Origin of the sequence: Streptomyces sp. XM83C (genome assembly GCF_023072675.1) — a bacterium.
Classification (GTDB): Bacteria; Actinomycetota; Actinomycetes; order Streptomycetales; family Streptomycetaceae; genus Streptomyces; species Streptomyces thermocoprophilus.
In genome coordinates this window covers 1-19,589 of the sequence record NZ_JALLGL010000106.1, presented here as the reverse complement: position 1 = coordinate 19,589, position 19,589 = coordinate 1, and the positions used below count along the sequence as shown (strand labels likewise).

General features: G+C 73.9%; 21 protein-coding genes and 1 pseudogene. 13 read left to right on the top strand and 9 right to left on the bottom strand.

The annotated features are described in order from the left end of the window. The first annotated feature begins 870 nt into the window (after positions 1 to 870). Entirely contained in the window at positions 871 to 1,122 is a 252-nt protein-coding gene (locus MTQ10_RS14475; RefSeq protein ID WP_247467307.1) for a hypothetical protein, read from the top strand. Positions 1,123 to 1,167: 45 nt separating this feature from the next. Here MTQ10_RS14475 and MTQ10_RS14470 read toward each other — a convergent pair whose 3' ends face one another. Together MTQ10_RS14470 and MTQ10_RS14465 are read right to left on the bottom strand one after the other, a co-directional pair. Next, complete coding sequence (locus MTQ10_RS14470) at positions 1,168 to 2,352, bottom strand: MalY/PatB family protein (RefSeq protein ID WP_247467304.1); 1,185 nt, start codon at positions 2,350 to 2,352, stop codon at positions 1,168 to 1,170. After that, positions 2,330 to 3,649, bottom strand: coding sequence for an MFS transporter (locus MTQ10_RS14465; RefSeq protein WP_247467301.1), 1,320 nt, complete (start codon positions 3,647 to 3,649; stop codon positions 2,330 to 2,332). Before MTQ10_RS14465 ends, MTQ10_RS14470 begins: the two co-directional genes overlap by 23 nt. A 127-nt stretch (positions 3,650 to 3,776) precedes the next feature. On the opposite strand from MTQ10_RS14465, the pseudogene MTQ10_RS14460 reads away from it, so the two are divergent. The 6 genes and pseudogenes from MTQ10_RS14460 (at position 3,777) to MTQ10_RS14430 (ending at position 8,319) form a co-directional block, all read left to right on the top strand. Next, positions 3,777 to 4,712 (top strand): annotated as a pseudogene (locus MTQ10_RS14460) (LysR family transcriptional regulator). A gap of 68 nt (positions 4,713 to 4,780) precedes the next feature. Continuing rightward, positions 4,781 to 5,746, top strand: coding sequence for a pirin family protein (locus MTQ10_RS14455; protein WP_247467298.1), 966 nt, complete (start codon positions 4,781 to 4,783; stop codon positions 5,744 to 5,746). A gap of 129 nt (positions 5,747 to 5,875) precedes the next feature. After that, a complete protein-coding gene (locus tag MTQ10_RS14450) occupies positions 5,876 to 6,037 on the top strand; it encodes a hypothetical protein (protein WP_247467296.1) in 162 nt (53 codons plus the stop codon). Positions 6,038 to 6,138: 101 nt separating this feature from the next. Then, positions 6,139 to 6,666, top strand: a complete 528-nt coding sequence (locus MTQ10_RS14445) for a MarR family winged helix-turn-helix transcriptional regulator (protein ID WP_247467293.1) — start codon at positions 6,139 to 6,141, stop codon at positions 6,664 to 6,666. 531 nt (positions 6,667 to 7,197) lie between these two features. After that, positions 7,198 to 7,578, top strand: a complete 381-nt coding sequence (locus tag MTQ10_RS14435) for a tetratricopeptide repeat protein (RefSeq protein WP_247467290.1) — start codon at positions 7,198 to 7,200, stop codon at positions 7,576 to 7,578. 66 nt (positions 7,579 to 7,644) lie between these two features. Then, the gene (locus MTQ10_RS14430) at positions 7,645 to 8,319 is read left to right on the top strand and encodes a peptide deformylase (RefSeq protein WP_247467287.1); all 675 of its coding nucleotides are present in this window, start codon (positions 7,645 to 7,647) and stop codon (positions 8,317 to 8,319) included. Here the strand turns inward: MTQ10_RS14430 and MTQ10_RS14425 are convergent. Next, complete coding sequence (locus MTQ10_RS14425) at positions 8,307 to 9,737, bottom strand: dihydrolipoyl dehydrogenase family protein (protein WP_247467284.1); 1,431 nt, start codon at positions 9,735 to 9,737, stop codon at positions 8,307 to 8,309. The genes MTQ10_RS14430 and MTQ10_RS14425 overlap by 13 nt on opposite strands. Before the next feature lie 142 nt (positions 9,738 to 9,879). Here MTQ10_RS14425 and trxA point away from each other — a divergent pair, with 142 nt between their 5' ends. After that, a complete protein-coding gene (gene trxA / locus MTQ10_RS14420) occupies positions 9,880 to 10,275 on the top strand; it encodes a thioredoxin (protein WP_247467281.1) in 396 nt (131 codons plus the stop codon). 155 nt (positions 10,276 to 10,430) lie between these two features. Beyond that, positions 10,431 to 10,868 carry a PaaI family thioesterase gene (locus MTQ10_RS14415; protein WP_247467278.1) on the top strand — a complete coding sequence of 146 codons (438 nt, stop codon included), beginning with the start codon at positions 10,431 to 10,433 and terminating at the stop codon, positions 10,866 to 10,868. A 4-nt stretch (positions 10,869 to 10,872) separates the two neighbouring features. Here the strand turns inward: MTQ10_RS14415 and MTQ10_RS14410 are convergent, their stop codons facing one another. Both MTQ10_RS14410 and MTQ10_RS14405 read right to left on the bottom strand, forming a co-directional pair. Beyond that, positions 10,873 to 11,907, bottom strand: coding sequence for a LacI family DNA-binding transcriptional regulator (locus tag MTQ10_RS14410; protein WP_247467275.1), 1,035 nt, complete (start codon positions 11,905 to 11,907; stop codon positions 10,873 to 10,875). 149 nt (positions 11,908 to 12,056) lie between these two features. After that, entirely contained in the window at positions 12,057 to 12,752 is a 696-nt protein-coding gene (locus MTQ10_RS14405; protein WP_247467272.1) for a TetR/AcrR family transcriptional regulator, read from the bottom strand. 120 nt (positions 12,753 to 12,872) lie between these two features. On the opposite strand from MTQ10_RS14405, the gene MTQ10_RS14400 reads away from it, so the two are divergent. Then, positions 12,873 to 13,436, top strand: a complete 564-nt coding sequence (locus MTQ10_RS14400) for an NADPH-dependent FMN reductase (RefSeq protein WP_247467269.1) — start codon at positions 12,873 to 12,875, stop codon at positions 13,434 to 13,436. Between the two features lie 67 nt (positions 13,437 to 13,503). Here the strand turns inward: MTQ10_RS14400 and MTQ10_RS14395 are convergent, their stop codons facing one another. Together MTQ10_RS14395 and MTQ10_RS14390 are read right to left on the bottom strand one after the other, a co-directional pair. Continuing rightward, positions 13,504 to 14,265, bottom strand: a complete 762-nt coding sequence (locus MTQ10_RS14395; protein WP_247467267.1) for an SDR family NAD(P)-dependent oxidoreductase — start codon at positions 14,263 to 14,265, stop codon at positions 13,504 to 13,506. 66 nt (positions 14,266 to 14,331) lie between these two features. After that, complete coding sequence (locus MTQ10_RS14390) at positions 14,332 to 15,471, bottom strand: acyl-CoA dehydrogenase family protein (protein WP_247467264.1); 1,140 nt, start codon at positions 15,469 to 15,471, stop codon at positions 14,332 to 14,334. A gap of 100 nt (positions 15,472 to 15,571) precedes the next feature. Here MTQ10_RS14390 and MTQ10_RS14385 point away from each other — a divergent pair, with 100 nt between their 5' ends. Continuing rightward, entirely contained in the window at positions 15,572 to 16,174 is a 603-nt protein-coding gene (locus MTQ10_RS14385) for a TetR/AcrR family transcriptional regulator (protein ID WP_374117609.1), read from the top strand. A gap of 150 nt (positions 16,175 to 16,324) precedes the next feature. Here the strand turns inward: MTQ10_RS14385 and MTQ10_RS14380 are convergent, their stop codons facing one another. After that, the gene (locus MTQ10_RS14380) at positions 16,325 to 17,263 is read right to left on the bottom strand and encodes a Dyp-type peroxidase (protein ID WP_247467257.1); all 939 of its coding nucleotides are present in this window, start codon (positions 17,261 to 17,263) and stop codon (positions 16,325 to 16,327) included. Between the two features lie 387 nt (positions 17,264 to 17,650). Then, complete coding sequence (locus tag MTQ10_RS14375; RefSeq protein WP_247467254.1) at positions 17,651 to 18,463, bottom strand: SAM-dependent methyltransferase; 813 nt, start codon at positions 18,461 to 18,463, stop codon at positions 17,651 to 17,653. Between the two features lie 363 nt (positions 18,464 to 18,826). Here MTQ10_RS14375 and MTQ10_RS14370 point away from each other — a divergent pair, with 363 nt between their 5' ends. Continuing rightward, positions 18,827 to 19,117, top strand: a complete 291-nt coding sequence (locus tag MTQ10_RS14370) for a heavy-metal-associated domain-containing protein (RefSeq protein ID WP_247467251.1) — start codon at positions 18,827 to 18,829, stop codon at positions 19,115 to 19,117. 199 nt (positions 19,118 to 19,316) lie between these two features. After that, the coding region (locus MTQ10_RS14365; protein ID WP_282612171.1) for a heavy-metal-associated domain-containing protein at positions 19,317 to 19,589 on the top strand (273 nt) is incomplete at its 3' end.

Sequence of the window (19,589 nt, the reverse complement as noted above, 5' to 3'; positions counted from 1 at the left end):
GCCGGGTACCCCGGGGGTGGGCTGCTTCAACCCTGCGCCGGTGGTGCGGCCCGTTTCCACCGGCGGCCGGTGGGGGGCTCTTTGCGCAGTTCCCCGCGTCCTCTTTGCCACCGGCGTGCCGGTGACGCCCTGGTGCGCAGTTCCCCGCGCCCCTTGTCTGTGCCTGCGGCATCGTTTCCACCTGCGGGCCGGTGAGGGGCATTCGCACAGTTCCCCGCGCCCCTGATGCCTGCGGCGGCCCGTTTCGGTGGGTGGGTGGCTGGTGTGGCGCCACCTGTCCGGTGGTGGGGTCGGGGCCGCGCCGGGGGGTGTCCGTCCTCGGTGCGACGCCCTGTCCCTCAGATCCTTGCCCTGCGTTCTCGCCGCACGCTGCGGGCGGGCACCCCCCGACACGCCCCCTTCCCGCCGCACCGCGTCTGCGGCCCGTCGACGGCCGAGGCCCGAGGCCGACCAGGACGTGGGCGACAGGTCGAGGTGGCTGCGTGCAGTCGTGCAGCCCCTGTTCGAGCGAAGCCGAGAGCTTGGGGAGGGTGGGCGCTGGGGCCCCCGTGGGCGCCTGGGGGCGCGACCCACCCCCGACGCCCGCGCCGGGTGCCCTGTGGCGCCGGGGCGCCGAGTCACCCCGAGGGGGTCCGCGCCCGTGCCGGGCGGTGGGGCGCAGGCCTTCACCCCGGTTGGTGCGGATGCCCCCGAACCGGCGCAGGTTCGAGGCCCGGCGGGTGGGGTACCCGGGGGCGCGTCACCCGGACGGAAGAAGGCGAAGGCCGTGTTGATGTCATCCTCGGTCGATCACGGCGTGCTGGTCGTCACCGTGCGCAGGACCCCTGCCGGTCCGGCGAGACCCCGCTGTTCACGCGGATCGGTGATCTGGTGTCCGCGCACCGCCCCGCCGCGGTCGTCGTCGTCCTCGACCGCCCGGCGTCGGCCGGAGCCGCGCTGAGCGTGGTGCTGCGTGTGCACGGCCTGTGCAGCGGCCTCGGCATCCTGATGTCCGTGGCCACCGGCAGCGCCCCCGCCCGCCGTGCCCTGCACGCCGCCGCCGATCGCACCGGCGTTCGTCTGGTCGTCCACGCCCGCAGGCACACGGCCGTCACGGGCACGGCGTTCGCCGCAGCCGCCTGATCCTCGGCGCCGGGCTTCGGGCGTCCGGCGACGGCACGGGGGTGGTCACAGGGACGCTGCCATCCTGCGGACCGCCTCGGTGATCAGCTCCGGTGAGGTGGCCAGGTTCAAGCGGGTGAAGCCGGCGCCGCCGCTGCCGAACGGCACCCCGGAGGTGAGGGCGATCCGGCCGCGGTGCAGGAACACCTCGGCCGGGTCGTCGCCGAGCCCCAGGGCGCGGCAGTCGAGCCAGGCCAGATAGGTGCCCTGCGGGGGTGTCCAGCGCACGCCCGGCAGATACTCGGTCAGCAGCCGGGCCAGCAGGGCGCGGTTGGCGTCCAGCCCGGCCAGCAGTTCGTCCAGCCAAGCGCCGCCCTCCCGCAGGGCCGCGGTGTGGGCGATGACCCCGACGTGGCTGGGCCCGTGGCCGACCTCCTCGGGCAGCCGGGCCAGGTCGGCGGCGGCCTCCGGCCCGGCGACGGCCAGCGCGGCCTTGAGCCCGGCGAGGTTCCACGCCTTGGACGCCGACATCAGCGACAGCCCGTCCTCGGCGCCGGGCACGCTGAGATACGGCACGAAGGAGACGCCGGACGCGACGAGCGGGGCGTGGATCTCGTCGGCCACCACCCGCACCCCGTGGGCGCCGGCCAGCCGGGCCACCTCGGTGAGTTCGGCGGCGGTGTGCACGGCGCCGGTCGGGTTGTGCGGGCTGCACAGCAGATACACGGGCCGCCGCGCCGGCCCCGCCAGCCGGCGGAACGTCTCCTCCAGGACCGCGAAGTCGATCCGCCCGTCCTCCCCGAGCGGCGCCTCGACGACTCGGCGCCCCAGGTTCCGTACGAACTGGTAGAACGGCGGATAGACGGGGCTGTTGACGACGACCGGGTCGTCCGGACCGGACACCAGTTTGATCATCTCGACGATGCCCAGCATCACGTCCGGCACGATCGCCGTGCGCTGCGCGTCGATGCCGTCCCAGCCCCACCGGTCACGGGCGAACGCGGCCAGCGCCTCGGCGTACCGCGTGCCGGCCGGGTAGCCGGTGTCGCCGAGCTCCACGGCCTCGGTGACCGCCCGCCGGACGGGCTCCGCCAGCGGCACGTCCATCTCGGCCACCCACAGCGGCAGCACGTCCTCGGGATAGGTCCGCCACTTCATGCTCGTACGGCGCCGCAACTGTTCCAGGGAGAGCTGACACAGGGGGTCGGCACTGCTGCGGGCCTCGGGGTCACGCGTCCTCGTCCTGTCCATGACGGCACGGTAGACGACGTACGGGGGACGGGCCCGGTGCCGGCGCGGGCCGGGCGTCCCTTTCCGGCCGCCCGACCGGGGCCTGCGCGAGACGCCGGCGGCCGGGCAGGAGCAGCGGGGTGGCCAGGGCGAGCAGCCCGGCGGCGGTGAGGGCCGTGCGGGGGCCGGTGGCGTCGGCGAGCAGCCCGGCGAGCGCGGTGAGGACGGCGATCGCCGTCTGCTGGCCGACGGACCACGCGGTGAGGGTGCGGGCGACGAGGTGCCGTGGGGTCTGTTCGAGCCGGTACGCGGCGAGGACGGGGGTGTACAGGCTCATGTGGACGATGATCGCCAGCTCGACGGCGATCACGGTGACGAGCCCGGCGGTGCCGGAGGGCGTGGCGGCGAGGCCGATCAGCCAGACCGCCCGCAGTGTCCCGGCGACGCGCAGGACGCGGCGCCGGCCGTGGCGGGCGACGGTCCGGCGGGCCAGCCGGGAGCCGACGAGTCCGCCGAGGCAGGGCGCGGCGAAGGCGAGGCCGTACTGCCAGGGCGGAAAGCCGAGGTCGCGCAGGAGGAGGATGGCGAGCAGCGGCTCCGTCGCCATGATCAGCCCGGACACGAGCATGTTGTTGATCCACAGCGAGCGCAGCCCGGGCCGGCCGAGCAGATGCCGCAGCCCTGCGGAGATCCCGCCGGCCGTCCCGGCAGAGGTGCGGGGAGCCTGCCCGGCGGGCACGTCCCCGCGGGCGCGTACGGCGGTGAGGCAGAGCGCGGAGAGCAGGTAGCTGAGGGCGTCCGCGAACACGGTCGTCACCGGCCCGAACGCCCCGGCCGCCGCGCCGCCCAGCGGCGGGCCGACCGCGATGGAGCTCCAGTTGGTGGACTCCAGGCGGGCGTTGGCCGCCACCAGGTCCCGCTCGGGCAGGAGGATCTTGAGGAAGGCGCCGCTCGCCGCGCCGGCCGCGATCCTGGCGGCGGCGACCACGGCCGACACGGCGAGCAGCTGGGCGAAGCCCAGCCGGCCGAGCCAGTGGGCGACGGGGATGCTCGCCATGGCCGCGAACCGGCACACGTCCATGCCGATCATCACCGCTCGCTTGCGGTGGCGTTCCACCCACGGCGCGAGCGGCACCGCGACGAGAGCCCCCGCTGCCGGCCCCGCCGCGGACAGCGCTGAGACCTGGGCGGGGCTCGCGTGCACCACCAGTACGGCCGTCAGCGGGAGCGCCCCGAAACCCAGCCCCGAGCCGTAGGCACTGACCGCGTACGCCGCCCACAGCCGCCGGAAGGCCCGCCCCGGAGATCGTCCCGTCACCCGCACTCCGTATCGTCCGCACAACCCGTCGTCGGCGTCGCCGTATCGAAGCAGGGCGGGGAGAGCGGATCAAACAACCGGACGGCCCCCGGGCCACAACCGCGGGTTGTGCCTCTACGCTGCCGGTGTGGATCTCGAGACCGTGCGCACGTTCGTCGCCGTGGCCGAAGCGGGGCAGTTCCAGGAGGCCGCCGACGAGCTGGGTGTCACCCAGCAGGCCGTCTCGAAACGGATCGCCGCCCTGGAACGGGCCCTCGGTGTCCGGCTGTTCACCCGCACGCCGCGCGGCTCGGCGCTGAGCATCGACGGGCAGGCGTTCCTGCCGCACGCGCGTGAGCTGCTGCGGGTCGCCGAGCGTGCGGCGGCCTCGGTGCGGGCCGGGCACCGCCCGCTGCGCGTGGACGTGATCAACTCGCGGGGTGCCGCGACGGGACTGATGCGGGCCTTCCACCGCGACCGTCCCGACATCGACCTGGACGTGGTGATGCTGCTCGACATCGAGGCGGCCGTCGCCGCCGTCCGCTCCGGCACCGTCGACGCGACGTTCCGGGCCGTCGCCGCGCCCGGCCGGCCGCTGCCGCAGGACGTCGAGGCCGTCCGGGTGCTGGACTAGCCGCTGCGGCTGCTGACCGGTCCCGGTCACGCGCTGGCCTCGGCCCGCTCGGTGACCGTTGAGCAGCTCGTCGGGCACCGGATCTGGATGCCGGGGATCGTCCCCGGCTCGGAGTGGGGTGCCTTCTACGACGATCTGGTGGCCGAGTTCGGTCTCACCATCGAGGCGACCGGCCCCAACTTCGGTTCCGACGCGCTGCTGGACACCATCGCGGACACCCCGTCGCTGGCCACGTTCATGGGGGGGCGGACCCGGCTGGTGTGGCCTGCGGGACACGGGCTGCGGCTGATCCCGGTGACCGATCCGACCCCGGTGTATCCGCACGCACTCCTGTGGCGCCGCGGCAATCCGCATCCGGGGCTGGCGGCGCTGCGCGGGCACCTGGCCGCGGCGACGGCCGGGGAGGAGACGGCCGGCACCTGGACGCCGGACTGGGCGATCCCCCGCTGACCGGCCGTACGGCGCGGGTGTGGCCGGTCCTCCTGTTTTCCCGGCCCGGGAGGTCTAGGTTGTGCCGTATGAGCAACCTTGACCGCGCGCCTGTGCCGAGCGTGTGCGGCGGGCGCGGATTCGTCGTCGCCGAGCCCGTACGCGAGCTGCTGAGTCCCCGCCATGTGAAGCTCGGCGAGTCCACGGAGGTGCGCCGGCTGCTGCCGAACCTGGGCCGGCGCATGATCGGCGCCTGGGCGTTCGTCGACCACTACGGGCCCGACGACATCGCCGACGAGCCGGGCATGCAGGTGCCGCCGCACCCGCACATGGGGCTTCAGACGGTCAGCTGGCTCCATGACGGGGAGGTGCTGCACCGCGACTCCACCGGCAGCCTGGCGACCATCCGCCCCAGGGAACTCGGCCTGATGACCTCGGGCCGGGCGATCAGCCACTCCGAGGAGAGCCCCCGCCCGCACGCCCGTTTCCTGCACGGCGCGCAGCTGTGGGTGGCGCTGCCGGACGCCCACCGCCACACCGAACCGAGCTTCGAGCACCACCCCGACCTGCCTCAGGTCACCGCGCCCGGTCTCACGGCGACGGTGATCCTCGGCAGTGTGGACGGCGCCACGTCACCGGGCACCGCGTACACCCCGATCGTCGGCGCCGATCTCGCCCTCGCACACGGCGCGGACGTACGTCTGCCGCTGGAGCCGGACTTCGAGTACGGGGTGCTGTCGATGTCGGGCGAGGTCCATGTGGACGGTGTGCCCGTGCTGCCCGGCTCGATGCTCTACCTCGGCTGTGGCCGCCGCGAACTGCCGCTGCGCGCCGAGTCGGAGGCCAGCCTGATGCTCCTCGGCGGTGAGCCGTTCGAGGAGGAGCTGATCATGTGGTGGAACTTCGTCGGCCGTACGCAGGCGGAGATCGAGCAGGCCCGTGAGGACTGGATGAACGGCACCCGCTTCGGCGAGGTCCACGGCTACGACGGCGCCCCGCTCGCCGCGCCCGAGCTGCCCGCGACCCCGCTGAAGCCGCGCGGCCGGGTGCGCTGACCGGTCCGGCTCCGGGTGTGTCCCGGCAGTGACGGCTGTTCCGTCGCTGCCGGAACGCGGCACTGCGCGCGAGCGCTTGCGGATGTGAGGCTGGGCCTGCCATCGCATCGAGCTGAAAGGCGCGCGCACATGCGTTTCGACGACACCGAGCCGGTCTTCGAGCGGAAGCCGTGGGGCCGGCACACGTACAACCCGCGGAACCCGATCGGCTTCGGCCTGATCGTGACCCACCTGGTGGTCGGCGGCGTCCTGCTGCTGATGCTGCTGTTCGGCGTGGGGCCCTTCGGCTGAGGCGCGGGGACCGGGAGGGCGCCCCCTCCCTTCGGCGGACGGAGCGGGCCCCCTGCGCCACATAGTAGCCATGGCTACAGTAGCCATGTACAGTATCTGTCGTGAGCAGCAAGGGAAACGCAGACGACCCCGGGCCCACCGCCGGCTATCTCGTCTGGCGTCTGTCGACGAAGGTGCGGGTCGCCGTCGACCGCGCCATGGCACCGCTGGGGATCACGCACGCCAAGTACGCGCTCGCGGCCTCGCTGTACGGCCTGCACCGCGGGGGGACGCGGCCCAGCCAGCGGCAGCTGGCCGACCACACGGGGCTGGAGGCGCTGTACGTGTCCAAGCTGGCCCGCGCGCTGGAGGCCGACGGCCTGCTGGAGCGGACCCGCGATCCGGACGACCCGCGAGCCGTCCGGCTCGCGCTCACCGAACGCGGCCGGGAGACCACCCGGCAGGCCATCGAGGTCGTCCAGCGGCTGATGGCCGTATGGCTGGCACCGCTGGGCGGACCCGACAGCGCCCGGACCCGGGAGTTCACCGCCACGCTGGCGACCCTGCTCGACACACCGCTCGGCCTGCCCGCCGAGCCGTCCGAGAACGCCGGCCCGTCCGAACCGCATGCCACCGAGGAGCAGTCATGACCGGCACCGCCCCCTCCCCCGCACAGGACACCGCCCACGACGCCGCGCCGCCCGCCGACGGCCGCGGTCTCGCCCTCGCCCACTACGCCGCCCGCGCCGTCCTGGAGAGCGTGCTGGCCCGCCACGGCCTCACCTTCCCGCAGAACGCCGCGCTCCAGTTCGTCGTCCGGGCCGACGGCACCGCCGGACGCGACGAGATCGCCGCCGCCGTCGCCGGCGCGCTGAAGACCGACGACGCCGAGGCGCACCGGGTCGTCGACACGCTGATCGACGCCGGAATGCTCGACGACGCCGGCCCGGACGGGCTGCGGCTGACCGGGCAGGGGCGCGAGGTGTACGACACGTACAACGCGCGGACCCTGGAGATCTCCGCCCGGATCTGGGCCGGGGTCACCCCGGAGGACCGTGCCGCCGCCGGCCGGGTGCTGGCGCGGGTGACCGCGCAGGCCGAGGCGGAGCTGGCCGCGCTGCGTCAGTGGAATACCCGGCCCGTCCGGCCCGTTGTCGGCCTCGACACGAAGGAGGCCACCGGTGGACATGACGTACTACGGCCACGGGACAGCCGCCGAGCGCTGGGAGCGTGCGCGGTTGTTCTTCGACGCCAAGGACTACACGGCCGCGGCACGTGTCCTGAGCGGGCTGGTCGAGGAGGTGCCGGAGCAGACCGGGCCGCGGCTGCTGCTGGCCCGCGCCTACTACCACTCGGCCCAGCTCGAGCGCGCCGAGGCCGAGCTGCGGGTCATCGTCGAGCGGGACCCGGTGGAGCACTACGCCCGGCTGATGCTGGGCCGCACCCTCCAGCGGCAGGGCCGCGCCGAGGAGGCCGAGCCGCACCTGCGGATCGCCTCCGCCCTCGCCGGGGACTTCGACCGCGTACGAGACGCGTGCGAGACGCGGACGAGACGCGTGTGAAGCGCGACCGGGACGCGCGTGACGTGCGCCTCGGTCGCGACGGGGGGTGCGTGGCATCCTGGCGGGATGGCATCTCCCGCTGATCACGCGCCTTTTGTCGAGCAGGTCGAGCGACTCCTCGCGGTCGGCGGCCCGTTGCCGATCGTCGCGGCCGGCGATCCGGTGCTGCGGCGCGGCACCGTGCCGTACGAGGGGCAGTTGGGCCCCGGCCTGCTGGCACGGTTCGTCGCCGCCCTGCGCACGACGATGCGCGCGGCGCCCGGTGTGGGGCTCGCCGCGCCGCAGGTCGGGGTGGCGCTGAGGATCGCCGTCGTGGAGGATCCGGCGCCCGTGCCGGAGGAGGTCCGGATGGCGCGCGGGCGGGTGCCGGTGCCGTTCCGGGTCCTGGTCAACCCGTCGTACGAGCCGGCCGGCCCGGACCGCGCGGCGTTCTTCGAGGGCTGCCTGAGCGTGCCGGGCTGGCAGGCGGTCGTGGCCCGGCACGCCGCGGTGCGGCTGCGCGGTGAGGACGAGCACGGCCGGCCGCTCGACGAGGTCGTCACCGGCTGGCCCGCGCGGATCGTGCAGCACGAGACCGACCATCTCGACGGCATGCTGTACGTCGACCGGGCCGAGCCGCGCTCGCTGTCCTCCAACGACGCGGTGGTCGAGCGCTGGCATCAGCCGACGCCCGACCTCGCGGCCCGCGAGCTGGGCTTCGGCCTCCCGGGCCGGCCCTCGGGCGGGCCTCAGCCCCGGTAGGCCTCCAGCAGCCGCAGCCACACCTCGCTGATCGTCGGATAGGCCGGTACCGCGTGCCACAGCCGGCCCACCGGCACCTGACCGGCGACGGCGATCGTCGCGGAGTGGATCAGCTCGCCGACGCCGGGGCCGACGAGGGTCACCCCGCGCAGGATCTCCTCCTCCACGTCCACGACCATCCGCGCCCGCCCCTTGTACCCGGCCGCGTACAGGCCGGCGCCCGCGACCGAGGTCAGGTCGACGTCGACGGCGCGCACCCGGTACCCGGCCCGCTCCGCCTCGGCCAGCGACAGGCCCACGGCGGCGGCCTCCGGGTCGGTGAAGACGACCTGCGGTACGGCGTGCCGGTCGGCGGTCGCGGAGTGCGCGCCCCACGGCACGGCCTCGGTGAGCGGGTCCCCGGCGGCGCGGGCCGCGATGGCGGCGCCGGCGATACGGGCCTGGTACTTGCCCTGGTGGGTGAGGAGGGCACGGTGGTTGACGTCACCGACCGCGTACAGCCAGTCGGTGCCGGTGACACGCAGACTGTCGTCTGTCTCCAGCCAGGAGCCGGGTTCCAGGCCGACGGTGTCCAGGCCGATGTCGTCGGTGCGCGGGGCGCGGCCGGTGGCGAAGAGGATCTCGTCGGCCTCGATGCGGTCGCCGCGGTCGGTGACGACGGTGAGGACGCCGTCGGCGCGGCTGACGGAGGTGACGGAGGTGCCGGTGCGGATGTCGGCGCCGGCCTCGGCGAGCGACTCGGCGACGAGTTCGCCCGCGAACGGCTCCATCCGGCTCAGCAGGCCCTTGCCGCGTACCAGGACGGTGACCCGAGAGCCGAGGGCCTGCCAGACGGTGGCCATCTCCGTGGCCACGACCCCGCCGCCGACGACGACCAGCCGGCCCGGAACGTGCTGGGCGCTGGTGGCCTCGCGGCTGGTCCAGGGCCGTACGTCGGCGAGCCCCGGCAGGTCGGGCAGCCGGGCGCGGCTGCCGGTGCAGACGGCCACCGCGTGCCGGGCGGTGAGCACGTGCCGCACACCGTCCGCGCCCGTCACGGTCACGGTGCGCGGGCCGGTGAGGCGGCCGTGGCCGCGGTAGAGGTCGGCGCCGGTGCTCTCCAGCCAGCCGGCCTGTCCGTCGTCCTGCCAGTGGGAGGTCTCGGCGTTGCGGCGGGCGAGGACCGCGGCAGCGTCGAGGGGGCCCTGCACCGCGTGGGCGATGCCGGGCACGCGGCGGGCGTCGGCGCGGGCGATGACCGGCCGGAGCAGGGCCTTGCTGGGCATGCACGCCCAGTAGGAGCACTCGCCGCCGACGAGTTCGCTCTCCACGACCGCGGTGGACAGGCCGGCAGCACGGGTGCGGTCGGCGACGTTCTCCCCCACCGGGCCGGCCCCGAGCACCACGACGTCGTATGTGCTGGTTTCCGTTTCCGTCATGAGGTCAGTCTTCCGGGTGGTGTGCGCGGCGGCCACACGGGTAGGCACGCCGGACACCCGCGGCAGGCACGGGACGAACGGAATAGGCGGTGGTCCGGTCGTGTTGTGCGGAGGGCGTCACCCCCGACACCAGGAATGAGGGATGCACACGATGAGCACCGTGGAGCTCACCAAGGAGAACTTCGACCAGACGGTCACGGAGAACGACTTCGTCCTGATCGACTTCTGGGCGTCCTGGTGCGGGCCGTGCCGTCAGTTCGCGCCGGTCTACGAGAAGGCCGCCGAGGACAACCCCGACCTGGTGTTCGGGAAGGTGGACACGGAGGCGCAGCCGGAGCTGGCCGCCGCGTTCGGCATCCAGTCGATCCCCACGCTGATGATCGTGCGGGACCAGGTCGCGATCTTCGCCCAGCCGGGCGCGCTGCCGGAGGCGGCGCTGGCCGACGTCATCGGCCAGGCCCGCAAACTGGACATGGACGCGGTCCGCAAGTCCATCGCCGAGCAGCAGGCCCAGCAGGGGCAGGGCGAGGGCCGGTAGTTCCGCCCTCGTCGGATTCCCGCTCGGTGGGCCCGCGTCCGGTACGGCACCGGACGCGGGCCCTTGGCGTGTTCCGGTCGTTGCCGCCGGGCGGTGGCGCCGGACGCTGCCAGACTGCCGGTGGACCCGATCACCGACGGAAAGGCATCCCGCCCATGGCCGCTTCCGAACCGACCGCCGAGCAGCTTTCCGCCCTCGTCGAGGCCATGCCGTTCGCGGCGTCGCTCGGCGTCGAACTGCACGAGGCGTCCGCCGGCCTGGTCACCGGCAGTCTGCCGTGGTCGCCCGAGGCCTGCACGGTCGGCGGTGTCCTGCACGGCGGGGCGCTGATGGCGCTGGCCGACTCGGTCGGCGCGGTGTGCGCCTTCCTCAATCTGCCGCCGGGGGCGGGCACGTCCACGGTGGAGTCCAAGACGAACTTCCTGCGGCCGGTGTCGGGCGGGCGGGTGCACGCGGCGTCCCGGCCCGTGCACATCGGCGGCACGCTGATCGTCGTACAGACGGAGCTGCGGGACGACCAGGAGCGGCTGGTGGGGCTGACCACGCAGACGCAGATCGTGCGGGGCGGCAGGCCGAAGGACGGCGCGTCCTGAGCGCTCAGGTCGACTCGCGGCGTACGACACGGGCGCCGAGCACCCGGTGGGTCTCGGGCGCGGCGCCCGGGTTGCGGACGGCTCGGTCGACGAGGGCGGCGAGGTCCGCGCCGGAGGGCAGTTCGACGCGGACGGTGCTCAGACGGGGCCGCAGCAGCCGGCCCAGCATCAGATCGTCGGCGCCGATGACGGCGGTGTCCTCGGGTATGCGCACCCCGGTGTCCTGGAGGGCTCGCATCAGCAGCATCGCGTACTCGTCGTCGTACGTGAACACCGCGTCGAGGCCGAGGCCGGTCCAGCGGGCGGCGAGCCGGGCGGCGTCCTCCTCGGTCCAGGCGAGGGGCAGCTCGGTGATCTCGGCGCCGGTGCCGCGCAGCGCGTCGCGGGCGCCGTCGAGGCGGGGCCGGGAGAAGGTCTCCAGGGCGGGGTCCCGCGGTACGACGACGCCGATACGGCGTCTGCCGCGGGCGTACAGGTGCGCGGCGGCGGCGTGGCCGACGGCGGCCTGGTCCATGAGCAGGGCGTGGGCGCCGTCGACGCAGGCGGGGCCGAGGGTGACCACGGCGCGGGCGCCGGACCGTCGGAGGAGGCTGACGCCCTGCGGGCCGAGTTCCGTGCCGGGCACGAGGACGGCGACGGGGCGCAGCTCGGCCCAGGCGCGGGCGGCCTCGTCGCCCCGGGCGGCGGTGGTGCCGTACTGGACGACGGTGTAGTCGAGCCGGCCGAGGGCCCATTGGAGTTCGCTGACGAACCGGCCGTAGAGCGGGCCGAGGGGTGCGGCCGGGGAGGGCATGAGGACCATACGGCTGTGTCCGGCGCGCAGGCTGCGGGCGGCGGCGTGGGGGACGTAGCCGAGTTCGCGTGCGGCGTCGAGGACGCGGCGGCGGGTGGGTTCGCTGATCCTGACGGTGCTGGTGTTGTTCAGGACGTAGGAGACGGTGGCGCGGGAGACGCCGGCGAGGCGCGCGACGTCGGCGCTCGTGGGCACGGAGCGGGGTCCGGGCGACGCGGAGGGGGGCGTGTTCGGTATCTGCACCATGACACTCCGCATCCTGGCAGAAGCGGCGAGCGGCATTCCGGGCAGTACGGACAGCAAGCGCGCTCCGGCCGCACGGGATTTTCACATCGGTGTTCCCTCGGCGCGCCGGTGAGGACGCGGCTGTGACGGCCGCCCGGGTGCGGCGCGGGTCAGGTGGCGGCGCTGCCGGGGTGGGGCGCGGGCGTGTGGTGGCCCTGACAGGACGTCACGCGGGCGACGAGGTCGCTCCAGTGGGCCTCCAGACGCTCGACGGGCATCCGGCACTGGCGGACCAGATGGTGGACGAGGGCCGGGCTGAGCTGGGCCATCAGGGTGTGGGCGAGGAGTTCGCTGTCGGCGTGCGGGACGGCCTGGCGCAGCAGCAGGGCGACGTGGCCGTGCAGGACGCGTCGGGCGGGGACGGTGAAGCGGCGGTCCGGGGCGGCTTCGGCGGCCAGCTGGAGGTCCAGTTCGTCGACCGTGCGGCGCAGCAGGGCGTGGCCGAAGGCGCGCAGTCGCTCCGCCGGGGGTGCGCCGGGGCCGAGCGGGGGCGGGCCGCTGAGGAACGCGGCCTGGAACTTGCGTTCCGAGTGGTCGAGCAGGGCCGTGAGCAGTCCGGTGCGGTCGCCGAAGCGGCGGAAGACCGTGCCCTTGCCGACCTGTGCCGCGGCGGCCACCGCTTCCATGGTCACGCCGTCCGCGCCGTGCTCGGCGATCAGCCGGGCCGCCGCGTCCAGGAGTTTGGCCCGGTTGCGGGCCGCGTCGGCGCGCAGGCAGGACTCGTCGCCGGAGGCGCCGAGTTGCAGCAGATCGAGTCCGGGGGCGCGCTCGTCGTGCGGTGGGAGCGGCGGCAGGGCGGTGGACATGAAATCAGCGTAAAGCATCAGGAAGAAAACTGGACCGCGGTCCGGTTAGGATGTTAGAAATTAAACGGACCTCGGTCCGGATCGTTAACGCACTGTTTCAGCCCCCTTGGGAGTACCCCCATGTCTGTTCGCATCCTCGCCCTCGTCGGCAGCGTCCGTGCCGGTTCCACCAACCGCCAGCTCGCCGAGGCGGCCGTGAAGCTGGCTCCCGAAGGCGCCGAGGTCGTGCTCTACGAGGGCCTGGCCCAGCTGCCCTTCTACAACGAGGACGTCGACGTCGAGGGCAGCGTGCCCGCCGAGGCCCTCCGGCTCCGCGAGGCCGCGCAGGGCGCCGACGCCTTCCTGCTCTTCTCCCCCGAGTACAACGGCAGCATCCCGGCCGTGCTGAAGAACGCCATCGACTGGCTGTCCCGCCCGTACGGCGCCGGCGCCTTCGGCGGCAAGCCGGTCGCCGTGGTCGGCACCGCGCTCGGCCAGTACGGCGGTGTGTGGGCGCAGGACGAGGCCCGCAAGGCCGTCGGCATCGCCGGCGGCAAGGTGCTGGAGGACGTGAAGCTGTCCATCCCGGGCTCCCTGAACCGCTTCGCCGAGACCCACCCGGTCGACGACGCCGAGGTCGCCGGGCAGCTGACCGAGGTCGTCACCCGGCTGCACGGCCACGCCGCGCAGGGCGTCGCCGCCTGACCGGCACGGACACCGAAGGGGCCGGAGCGCATCACGCTCCGGCCCCTTCGGGCTGTCGGCACGATCTCTAGCGCGCGCTCATCCGCAGGGCGCCGTCCATGCGGATCGTCTCGCCGTTGAGATAGTCGTGCTCGGCGATCATGGTGACGAGGCGGGCGTACTCCTCCGGGCGGGCCAGACGCTGCGGGAACGGCACGCTGGCACCGAGGCCGGCCCGGACCTCTTCGCTGAAGCCCGCCATCATCGGCGTGTCGACGATGCCGGGGGCGATGGTGACGACGCGGATGCCGTGCTGGGCGAGGTCGCGGGCGGCGGTGATGGTCATGCCGGCGACACCGGCCTTGGAGGCGGCGTAGGCGATCTGGCCGATCTGGCCCTCGTACGCGGCGATGGACGCCGTGTTGACGACGAGGCCGCGCCTGCCCTCGGCGTCCGGCTCCTGCTCGATCATGGCGGCGGCGGCGAGCCGCAGGACGTTGAAGGTGCCGACCAGGTTGACGTCGACGACCGTGCGGAACAGGTCCAGGTCGTGCGGGCCGCGGCGGCCGACGACGCGGGCGGACGGGGCGATGCCGGCGCAGTTGACGGCGAGCCGCAGCGGGGCGCCGTCGGCCTCGATCCGGGCGAGGGCCTCCTGGACGGGCTCCTCACGGGTGACGTCGGCGGGCAGCAGTGTGACGCCCTCGGGGCCGGGTCCGGCCTGCTCGACGGCCTTGTCCAGGTCGAGGCCGTAGACGGTGGCGCCACGGGCGGCGAGGGCGGCGGCGGTCGCCGCGCCGAGCCCGGAGGCGGCGCCGGTGACCAGGGCGGCGGATCCTGCGATGTCCATGAAGGGTGAACTCCTCGGCGGGTGGTACGTGGGGTCCGGTCGGCGGATGCGGTCGGCGCGGGCGCGTCAGGCGGCCAGGCCGCGGCTGATGACCAGCCGCTGGATCTGGTTCGTGCCCTCGAATATCTGCATGATCTTGGCTTCCCGCATATAGCGCTCGACGGGGAAGTCACGGGTGTAGCCGTACCCGCCGAGCACCTGCACGGCGTCGGTGGTCACCTTCATGGCCGTGTCCGTGCAGATCAGCTTGGCCACGCTGGCCTGCCGGCTGAAGGGCCGGCCGCGGTCGCGGCGGCGGGCCGCGTCAAGGTAGGTGGCGCGGGCGGAGTCCACGGCGGCGGCCATGTCGGCCAGCAGGAAGCCGAGGCCCTGGTGGTCGATGATCCGCCGGCCGAACGTGGTGCGCTCGTTGGCGTAGGCGACCGCGGTGTCGAGGGCCGCCTGGGCGAGGCCGGTGGCGCAGGCGGCGATGCCGAGCCGGCCGCAGTCCAGCGCGCTGAACGCGATCTGCAGGCCCTGCCCCTCGGCGCCGATGAGCCGGTCGGCTTCGAGGACGGCGCCGTCCCAGTAGGCGGCGGTCGTGGGAATGGCGTGCAGGCCCATCTTGCGTTCGGGGGCACCGAAGGCGAGGCCGTCGGCGGTGCCGGGCGCGAGGAAGCAGGACACGCCGCGATTGCCGGGGGCGGTGCGGGCGAACAGGGCGTAGAAGTCGGCCTTGCCGCCGTGGGTGATCCACGCCTTGGTGCCGGTGACGCGGTAGCCCCCGTCGACGGGTTCGGCCTTGCAGGCGAGGGAGGCGGCGTCGGAGCCGGCCTGGGGTTCGGACAGGCTGTAGCCGCCGATCTGCTCGCCGGCGAGCATGGCCGGCAGCCAGCGCTCCTTCTGCTCGGCGGTGCCGAACGCGTTCAGCGGGTGGCAGGCGAGGGTGTGCACGCTGGTGGCGACCGCGACGGCGGCCCAGCGTGTGGCCAGTTCCTCCAGCACCTGGAGGTAGACCTCGTACGGCTGGCCCCCGCCGCCGTACTCCTCCGGGTAGACCAGGCCGAGCAGTCCGGCGCGGCCGAGGGTGGCGAAGAGGCCTTCCGGATAGGTTTCCGCGTTCTCGTGCTCCTCGACGCGGGGGGCGAGTTCCTTGTCGGCGATCTCCCGGGTGAGGGCGATCAGATCCGCGGCCTCCGGGGTGGGGAGCAGGCGGTCGACGTCCACGGCGACTCCAAGCGGTACACGTACCCAAACGGTACTGAGTGAGGTACGGCAGTACCGTTCAGCGTAGCGCAAACCGGCGGGTTGGAATACTGGCGGAGTGATCGAGACGACGTCGGACACCGAGAGCCCCAAGCACACCGGCCGGGGCGCCAAGCGCCGCTCGGAGCTGTTCGAGGAGCTGACGGATCTGCTGGTGGCCGAGGGGTTCGCCCATCTCACGCTGGACGATCTGGCCGCCCGGCTGCACTGCTCCAAGCGCACGCTGTACGGGCTCGCCGGCAGCAAGGAACAGCTGGTGCGGGCGGCGGTCGTGCAGTTCTTCCGGCGGGCCACGGAGCGCGTGGAGGCGGCCCTGGCCGCGGAGACCGAGCCCGCGCGCCGGCTCGCCGCCTATCTGCGGGCGGTCTCGGCGGAGCTGGCGCCCGCGTCGGCGCGGTTCTTCGACGACCTGGCGGCGTTCGAGCCGGCGGCCGAGGTCTACGACCGCAACACCCGGGCGGCGGCCCGCCGGGTGCAGCAGCTCATCGAGGAGGGCACGGCGGCGGGCGCCTTCCGCGAGGTGCACGTGGCGTTCGCCGCCGACGTGATCACATCGGTGATGGTGCGCATCCAGCGCCGCCAGGTCGCGGCGGCCACCGGCCTGACCGACGCCCAGGCCTACGCCAACCTCAGCGAACTGCTGCTGCACGGGCTGACGAACTGACCGGACCGCTGCTCGGCGCGCCCGCCGGCGCGGCGTCGCCGCGGTGCGCGCTCGCGCCGCTGATCGCGATGCCGGCCCTGGCCCGGCTGGGTCTGCGCCCGCCGCGGGAGCCCGCCGTGCGGCCGTCGCCGGCGGCGGGCCGGGCGGCGGCTACTGGGCGGTGAGTTCGTCCAGGAGGTCGGCGGACGGCACGAAGAAGAGGGTGCCGGTGAACGGGCGGGAGAAGTCCAGGAGGGGGTCGGGGCCCTGCTCGGCGGTGCCGAGGAACATCTTGCGGAGCAGTGTCTCGGGGACCTCGGGGTCACGGGCGTACACGATGAAGTACGTGCCGAACTCGCCGTGTCCGGGGCGGCCGAAGGGCATCGCGCCGCGCACGACGCGCAGCTCGGTGCCGTCGGCCGCGGTGAGGGTGTTGACGTCGACGTGGGAGCCGGGGACGCCGAGTTCGATGTTGGTCAGCTTGGTGCGGCCGACGACGCGTTCCTGCGCCTCGACGGTCAGTTTCTCCCAGGCGTCCACGTCGTGCAGGTACTTCTGCGCGAGCGCGTAGCTTCCGCCGCGGAAGCGGGGGTCCTCGTCGCCGATCAGGGCCGCGTGTGCGGCGGCGGACCCGACCGGGTTCTCGGTGCCGTCGACGAAGCCGAGCAGGTTGCGGGAGTCGTAGTAGGCGAAGGCCTGCGTCTCGTCCTGGACGGCCGCGCCGTCGCCGAGCCTCCTGCCGATCTCCGCGGCCAGCGCGAAACACAGGTCGGGCCGGGGCGCCCGGATGTGGAAGAGCAGGTCGCCGGGGGTGGAGGGGGCGCGGTGCTGGGGTCCGGACAGTTCCGGGAAGGGGTGCAGGGCGGCGGGGCGGGGCGGCCCGAACAGCCGGTCCCAGGCGGCGGAGCCGATCCCGGCCACGCACGACAGCTCGCCGTCGCGCTGCCCGAAGCTCACCGCCCGTACCAGTGCGGGCAGTTCCCCGAGGAGGGCGCGGGCCGCCGGCTCCCCGCCGGGTTCGACGGTGACCACCAGGAAGACGGCCGCCGCGGCGGGCCCGTCCAGCACCGCCTGGGGCCGTACCTCGCTCGCACCGGTCGGCGACGACATCACGGGCGTCCCCCCTTCGTCGGCGGGGAGCACGCCCGCTCCCCGGGTTGCGGTCGTCGAGCGGCGGAACCGCGCGCGGCGAGGGGACCGCGCCGGGCCGCCGTACGGGGCGGGGTGCCGCAGCGGTCGCCGCGGCCGTCCGCCCGGGACACGATGCCCGGGCCGGGCGGCGGCGATACCTGTGAACTCCCTCGAAAGGGGCCACACTTGGGGAACGGCGGCGGGAATGCGTCAGTCGCCGGGGGCGGTGTCCGCCCGCTACGACGGCCGGGGACACGGCGACGACCGGGCCCACGGGAGGACGGCCGTCGGGGCGCGAACCGACGGCCGCACGACAGCGCGGACCGGTACGACCCTCGCAGCCGTACCGGTCCGCCGGCGCACGCGTCAGGCCTTGCGGCCCACCCCTCCGAACATGGCGACCTCGGGCGGCAGTTCGCCGTCGGTGTCGGGGCGCCAGTGGTTGCAGGACAGGACGCCCGGCTCCAGCAGTTCCAGGCCGTCGAAGAAGCGGGCGACCGCCTCGGGGGTGCGCTGGGTCAGCTTCGGCGTGCCGTGCTCGTTCCAGAAGGCGACGGCCGCGTCCACGTCGGGCATGTCCGGGCGGGTGATGGTGTGGGACAGCACGAGATGGCTGCCGGAGGGCAGCGCGTCCATGAGCCGGCGCACGATGCCGTACGCCTCCTCGTCGTCCTCGACGAAGATGACCACGCCGAGCAGCATCAGCGCGATCGGCTTGCTGAAGTCCAGGGTGCGGCGGGCGTGTTCGAGGATGGTGTCGACGTTGCGCAGGTCCTCGTCGAGATAGTCGGTACGGCCCTCGGGGGTGCTGGTGAGCAGCGCCTCGGCGTGAGCGAGGACGATCGGGTCGTTGTCGACGTAGACGATCCGGGACTCGGGGGCGTGACGCTGGGCGACCTCGTGGGTGTTGTCGGCGGTGGGCAGGCCGGTGCCGATGTCGAGGAACTGCCGTATGCCGGCCTCGGTGACGAGGTGGCGCACGGCGCGGCCGAGGAACCGGCGGTCGGCCTGGGCGTAGTCGCCGATGCCCGGGTGCAGCTTGCGGATCTGGTCGCCGGCCTGCTGGTCGACTTCGTAGTGGTCCTTGCCGCCAAGCCAGTAGTTCCAGATCCGGGCGGTGTGCGGCTGGTCGGTCTTGATCCGCTGGTGCAGCTCGCTCGCGGAGGGGGACTCGGTCACGCGATGACTCCAGTTCAGGCCGAGGCTGTCTCTCGAAAGGCAACCTAGCGGCAGGAGTTGAGTTCCGCGAGCGGCCGGAGAGAGGTGAGGCGGCGGTGGGCAGGGGCGGGCGGTCGGACCCCTTCCGGCGTCCGGATTCCGGACGCTCGGGTCACTCCACGCGATCAGACCGTCACCCTTGATCACCGGATGCGCGCACGGGCCCCCCGAGGCGCGGCACACGTCGGCCGGACGGCGGGCATCGCGCCGCCCCACCCCCTGGAAACATACCCTGGGGGGGTATAGTGTTTGTATGGTCGGCAGAGCCGGGAGACCGGCCGGCCGCCGGCCGACCCACGCACCGGAGAACAGAGGGAAGAAGTCATGACCGACCAGACGAGCACCGGATCCTGCTGCGGAGGCACCTGCGGCGGCGGCACCGCCACCGACGTGCAGCCCCTGGGCGTCACCACCGTCTACAAGGTGTCCGGGATGACCTGCGGCCACTGCGAGGGTGCCGTGTCCGAGGAGATCTCGGCCCTGGGCGGCGTCACCGCGGTCACGGCCGTCGCGGCCACCGGCGAGGTCACCGTCACCTCCACCGCCCCGCTCGACGAGGAGGCCGTGCGCGCCGCCGTCGACGAGGCCGGCTACGAGCTGGTCGGCCGGGCCTGACCGCGAAGGCCTCCCCACTGGGCCTCCTCCGCGCTCCCGCCGGGGCCGGTTCCGGGGACCGGTTCCCGGAACCGTGACCCGCGGCCCCGCAGAAGGCCCCCGGACCGGGCCGCAGGCCCGCACCGTCCCTCCGCGCCCGGACGTGCCGCTCCGCTGATACGGACGCCGTACGTCCCGGCCCACCCCAGGAGTCATCCACATGACCAGCACGGCACCCGAGCGGACACCGCCCGGCACCGCACCGGCACCGCTCTCCGCGGTGGAGCTGACCATCGGCGGCATGACCTGCGCGTCCTGCGCGGCCCGCGTCGAGAAGAAGCTCAACCGCATGGAGGGCGTCACCGCGACCGTCAACTTCGCGACGGAGAAGGCGAAGATCAGCTACCCGCCCGGTGTCGAGGTCGCCGACCTCATCGCCACCGTCGTCAGGCTGCCTCTTATACACATCCTCCGAGCCCACGAGACTACACTG

Bases quoted from the DNA above. Each gene is read 5' to 3' on its own strand.
- MTQ10_RS14470 (WP_247467304.1), bottom strand. From the start codon at position 2,352: ATGGACAGGACGAGGACGCGTGACCCCGAGGCCCGCAGCAGTGCCGAC.
- MTQ10_RS14455 (WP_247467298.1), top strand. From the start codon at position 4,781: ATGAGCAACCTTGACCGCGCGCCTGTGCCGAGCGTGTGCGGCGGGCGC.
- MTQ10_RS14450 (WP_247467296.1), top strand. From the start codon at position 5,876: ATGCGTTTCGACGACACCGAGCCGGTCTTCGAGCGGAAGCCGTGGGGC.
- MTQ10_RS14430 (WP_247467287.1), top strand. From the start codon at position 7,645: ATGGCATCTCCCGCTGATCACGCGCCTTTTGTCGAGCAGGTCGAGCGA.
- MTQ10_RS14425 (WP_247467284.1), bottom strand. From the start codon at position 9,737: ATGACGGAAACGGAAACCAGCACATACGACGTCGTGGTGCTCGGGGCC.
- trxA (WP_247467281.1), top strand. From the start codon at position 9,880: ATGCACACGATGAGCACCGTGGAGCTCACCAAGGAGAACTTCGACCAG.
- MTQ10_RS14415 (WP_247467278.1), top strand. From the start codon at position 10,431: ATGGCCGCTTCCGAACCGACCGCCGAGCAGCTTTCCGCCCTCGTCGAG.
- MTQ10_RS14410 (WP_247467275.1), bottom strand. From the start codon at position 11,907: ATGGTGCAGATACCGAACACGCCCCCCTCCGCGTCGCCCGGACCCCGC.
- MTQ10_RS14405 (WP_247467272.1), bottom strand. From the start codon at position 12,752: ATGTCCACCGCCCTGCCGCCGCTCCCACCGCACGACGAGCGCGCCCCC.
- MTQ10_RS14400 (WP_247467269.1), top strand. From the start codon at position 12,873: ATGTCTGTTCGCATCCTCGCCCTCGTCGGCAGCGTCCGTGCCGGTTCC.
- MTQ10_RS14395 (WP_247467267.1), bottom strand. From the start codon at position 14,265: ATGGACATCGCAGGATCCGCCGCCCTGGTCACCGGCGCCGCCTCCGGG.
- MTQ10_RS14380 (WP_247467257.1), bottom strand. From the start codon at position 17,263: ATGTCGTCGCCGACCGGTGCGAGCGAGGTACGGCCCCAGGCGGTGCTG.
- MTQ10_RS14370 (WP_247467251.1), top strand. From the start codon at position 18,827: ATGACCGACCAGACGAGCACCGGATCCTGCTGCGGAGGCACCTGCGGC.